Source organism: Candidatus Dormiibacterota bacterium (assembly GCA_035532835.1).
In the GTDB taxonomy this organism is placed as follows: domain Bacteria; phylum Vulcanimicrobiota; class Vulcanimicrobiia; order Vulcanimicrobiales; family Vulcanimicrobiaceae; genus DAHUXY01.
In genome coordinates, this window is the sequence record DATKQG010000001.1 from 1 (window position 1) to 4,049 (window position 4,049).

Annotated in this window: 3 protein-coding genes; 1 reads left to right on the forward strand and 2 read right to left on the reverse strand. The window is 63.8% G+C overall.

The window, feature by feature from the left end:
• On the forward strand, positions 1–1,689 hold a 1,689-nt coding region (locus tag VMW12_00005), incomplete at its 5' end, for a hypothetical protein (GenBank protein HUZ48101.1).
• Here VMW12_00005 and VMW12_00010 read toward each other — a convergent pair.
• A complete protein-coding gene (locus tag VMW12_00010; protein HUZ48102.1) occupies positions 1,686–2,753 on the reverse strand; it encodes a hypothetical protein in 1,068 nt (355 codons plus the stop codon). The genes VMW12_00005 and VMW12_00010 overlap by 4 nt on opposite strands.
• The coding region (locus tag VMW12_00015) for a HAMP domain-containing sensor histidine kinase (GenBank protein ID HUZ48103.1) at positions 2,750–4,049 on the reverse strand (1,300 nt) is incomplete at its 5' end. The genes VMW12_00015 and VMW12_00010, both read right to left, overlap by 4 nt.

Below are 4,049 nucleotides of genomic sequence, written 5' to 3' on the forward strand. Positions count from 1 at the left end.
AACGCGCGCATCCTCATTACCATTCCGGCCAAGGCCGCCTCGAGTTCGCGCGGTAGCAAGCCTGCATACGTCTCGCCTGCAACGCAGTCGATCACCGTCCAAGTGGATAGCGGCACTGCAACCGCGCAGAATCTCTCGCCCACTTCGCCAAATTGCAGCGTCTCCGGACCGTTGGGCTCCTTGACGTGCGCGGTGCCGATCGCGACGGCAGCGGGAGCGCACACGATCACGTTTACCACCTACGATCAACCGGGCGCCGCGGGCAACAAGCTCTCAACCAACAGCGTTGCGGCGACCATCGTTGCAAACCAACTCAATACCATCAATGCGACGCTTGCCGGCATTCCCGCGTCGATCCAAGCGACCGCCGCTGCTTCCTCGATCGCATTAACGGGCAGCTTGCTGAGCGGATTTACGTTTGTTGCCGGCGCGCCGCCGTTGGTGATCGCGGCGCTGGATGCCGATGGTAACTTCATCGTCGGGCCGGGCGCACCGGCGCTCGCGGTAACCGTGAGCGGCGCAACTGCGGGCGCAGGTATCGCCGTCGCCGCGTCCGGCAGCAACCCGAATGAATTTACCCTCTCCGCTACGGGTATGGGGACTGCCACGCTTTCGATCTCCGCAACGCCGGCGGCGAGTATCGCCGGAAACCCGCTCGCGGTAACGACGCCGCTAACCACTTCCGTCCTTACCACGACGATCGCGGGCAATGTTGCCGGCGGCTTCGCCGATGGTACCGGGACTGCTGCCGCTTTTAACGCTCCTGCTGGCATTGCGTACGATGCGGGTAACGGCGACCTCTATCTTACGGATACCTATAATTGCGCTATCCGTCAGACGACACCGGCGGGCGTTGTTACAACGCTTGCCGGTTCTCCCACGTGCGGCACTGCCGATGGAACGGGCGCGGGAGCACAATTTAGTTCACCCGGCGGCATCGCGTACGATAGCTCCAACGGCGATCTCTACGTTACCGATACCTATAACTGCACGATTCGCCAGGTGACAAGCGGTGGGGCCGTCACGACCTTCGCGGGGGCGGGGCCCCCTTGCTCTAGCTCTGCCGATGGGACCGGTACGGCCGCGCAGTTCAATTTTCCACACGGCATCGCTTACGATCCCACCAACAACGACCTCTATGTGACCGATATGGAAAATTGCACGATTCGTCAAGTAACGGCCAGCGGCGTCGTTACGACCATCGCCGGCGCGCCTGGGGCGTGCGGATTTGCTGACGGGACTGGCTCGAGCGCGCACTTTGGATATCCACAAGGCATCGCTTATGCTGCAAACGGCGATCTGTATATTACCGATACGAATAATTGTCGAATTCGCCAAATGACGACCGCCGGCGTCGTTACCACGATCGCAGGCGGCACGTGCGGATTTGCCGACGGCAGCGGTTCGAGCGCGCAGTTCAAATCCCCGCAGTTTCTTGCATACGACTCGTCGGACGGCAATCTCTACGTCACCGATACGAATAATAACTTGATTCGCCGGGTAACGCTAGCCGGGACCGTCACTACGTTCGCCGGCCCCGCCGGGCTCGCGTATGGCGGCAACCTCGACGGCCTGTTTGCTACGGCGATGTTCAGCAGTCCACAAGGCATCGCATACGACGCCGCAAATGGCAGCCTCTACGTCACGGACACGAGTAACAGCAGTATCCGAGAGATAATCCAACCCTAGGAGGGCGGTTTTCCGCGCCGGAAGGTGGGCGGCCGCCATACCGCCGGGCGGCGGAGCGCCGCCGCCCGGAACATCGGCAGGCGTCGCTGTAATTGCGGGTGCTCGCGGATCGAGCCGTGATAGAGAATGACGGCGCCGGTTTCGCTCGTCGCGGTGACGACGGGGCCGCCTCCATTGACGATCGCTCGCGCGTCGTTGGCACTGCTTTGAACGTTCTCGCCGCTTCCCAGATCGGAGTAGATGTGCCCGGCGGCGCTGTGCGCGCCGATCTGCACGCCGCCCGATGCGATGCCGAGTGCGACGTTGCCGTGCTCGCTCTGGAAGTGCGCGAGGCCCGCTTGAAAGCGGCCGTTGTCGTAGGCGATCGATCCGAATACGCTGCTCGCCTCGATCTGCATCGCGTTACAGCGTTCGAAGATAAGATTGCCGCGCGCGGTTCGCGCGCGCAAGCGCATGAAGCTTGAATTCACCGCAACGATCGGGCCGCTGAGCACCTGCACGGCGCCGGTGCCGCTCACGCCGTTGAGTTGAACGCGCCCCGTGTGGACCAACGCAACAAAAAAGCCCTGCCGGTACCCCTTGATGGCGACGAAGCCGAGCCCGACGCGAGCGATCACCATCGCGGTATCGCGCGGAATCGTGATCGTGGTATTGCCGTAGCCGCGAACGACGATGCCGGAGTGAGGACCGGGCGGGAGCGGCGGTGCGACGAAGCGTTCGGGCGGCAGCGAAATCGGGCCGCGCGGCGTTCGTAGCGTCTGCGCCACCAGCGGAATCTGTGCCGGGAAACGCCGCTGCACTTCTGCGGGCGGAATTTGCTGCGATTGCGCTTGGCCGTCGGTATCGATCTGAACCTGCGGACGATCCCACGTGCGAATCGTGATCGATCCCGATCGCATCATCGCAACCACGACCGGCGCCGGCCCCGCGTTCAGCAGCGTCGGTTCGGCATTTGCGGGGGCTGGGAAGACCACGCACAACCAGGCAAGGAGGAACGGCATCGCCCCCCGCCACTCGATCGAGTTCACGCGCCCATTGTACCGCCGCGCGCGTGGCGGGTTCATGAAGGGCCCGTGAGCGGTTGCGCGAGCAGCGCAAACGTGGCGCGCACCAGCGTGCCGCCACCGCTTGCTCGCTCGGCCACAACGTTCGCGCCGTGGACGCGTGCGATCGAACGAACGATTGCCAGCCCTAGCCCCGTACCCGGTACGTCGCGCGAACGGGCGCGATCGGCGCGGTAGAAGCGCTCGAAGATGTGGGGAAGCTCGTTCTCGGGGATACCGGTTCCGGTATCCTCAACCTCGATCCAACCATACGCTGCATCGCAGCCGACGCGCACGGTGACCCCGCCGCTCTGCGTAAATTTGATGGCGTTGTCGATGAGGTTACTCGCCAGCTGACGGAGCAGATGCTCGTCGCCTAGGACGATCGGCGAGGGCTTGCACGTCTCGAACGTGAGCGCGAGCGCCTTTTCGTGCGCGCGCTGCGCGGCGTTGCGCACTGCTTCGCCGGCGACGTGCGCGAGGGAAACGGGTTCTTTCGGCAGGTCGTCGCCACGATCGGCCTTTGCCAGCGTGAGCATGCCGTTCACGATGCCGGCCAGCGTAGCGCTCTCGCTCACGATCGTGCGCAGGCTCTCCTCGCGCACCGTGGCGTCGCTGTCGCCCCAACGCAAGAGCATCTGCGCGTTCGCATTGATCGACGTGAGCGGCGTTTTGAGTTCGTGCGATGCATCGGAGATGAACTGTCGTTCGCGTGCGAATGCCTCTTCCAAGCGCGCGAGCAAGTCGTCAAAGCTCTCCGCTAACGCGCCGATTTCATCGTTGCGCCGACGCCATGCCAGCCGCCGGTCGAGCCGGTCGGAGCCGATCTCGCGCATCGCGCGCGAAAGACGGTTGATCGGCTCGATCGCTTGCGATGCCAACATGAACGAGAGCACGACGATGGCGGCGATGGCCAGCGCGAAGACGATCGCGAAAGCTTGACGCGCCTGCGCGAACGTGCGGTTCAGTTCGTCCAGCGGCTCGGCTACGTGAACGATTACCGACGAGCGGCCCGAATGGAGCAGATGGTCCAGCACCAAGAACGGGCGCCCCGCGATGCTTACGGTTCGCGTTGCGGCCGGGTCGGCGAGCGTCAGGCTGTGATTCGGCGGGACGATCGAAGCGCCCAAATTTGAAGTCTTCGCTAAAGGGTAGCCTCCGGCGCTGTCGACCTGGACGAAACTCGACGGCGATTCCCACGTGGAGAGGCTGTTGCTGCCCAGAAGCATCGCGAACGTCCCCGAAGCGTCGACGAATCCAAAGGGATTGGACTGCGGCGCGGCCGCGGCGGTGATCTCTCGCATCGTCGCTTCGACG

Coding starts and splice junctions, on each gene's coding strand:
- VMW12_00010 (HUZ48102.1), bottom strand. CDS start 2,753: ATGAACCCGCCACGCGCGCGGCGGTACAATGGGCGCGTGAACTCGATC.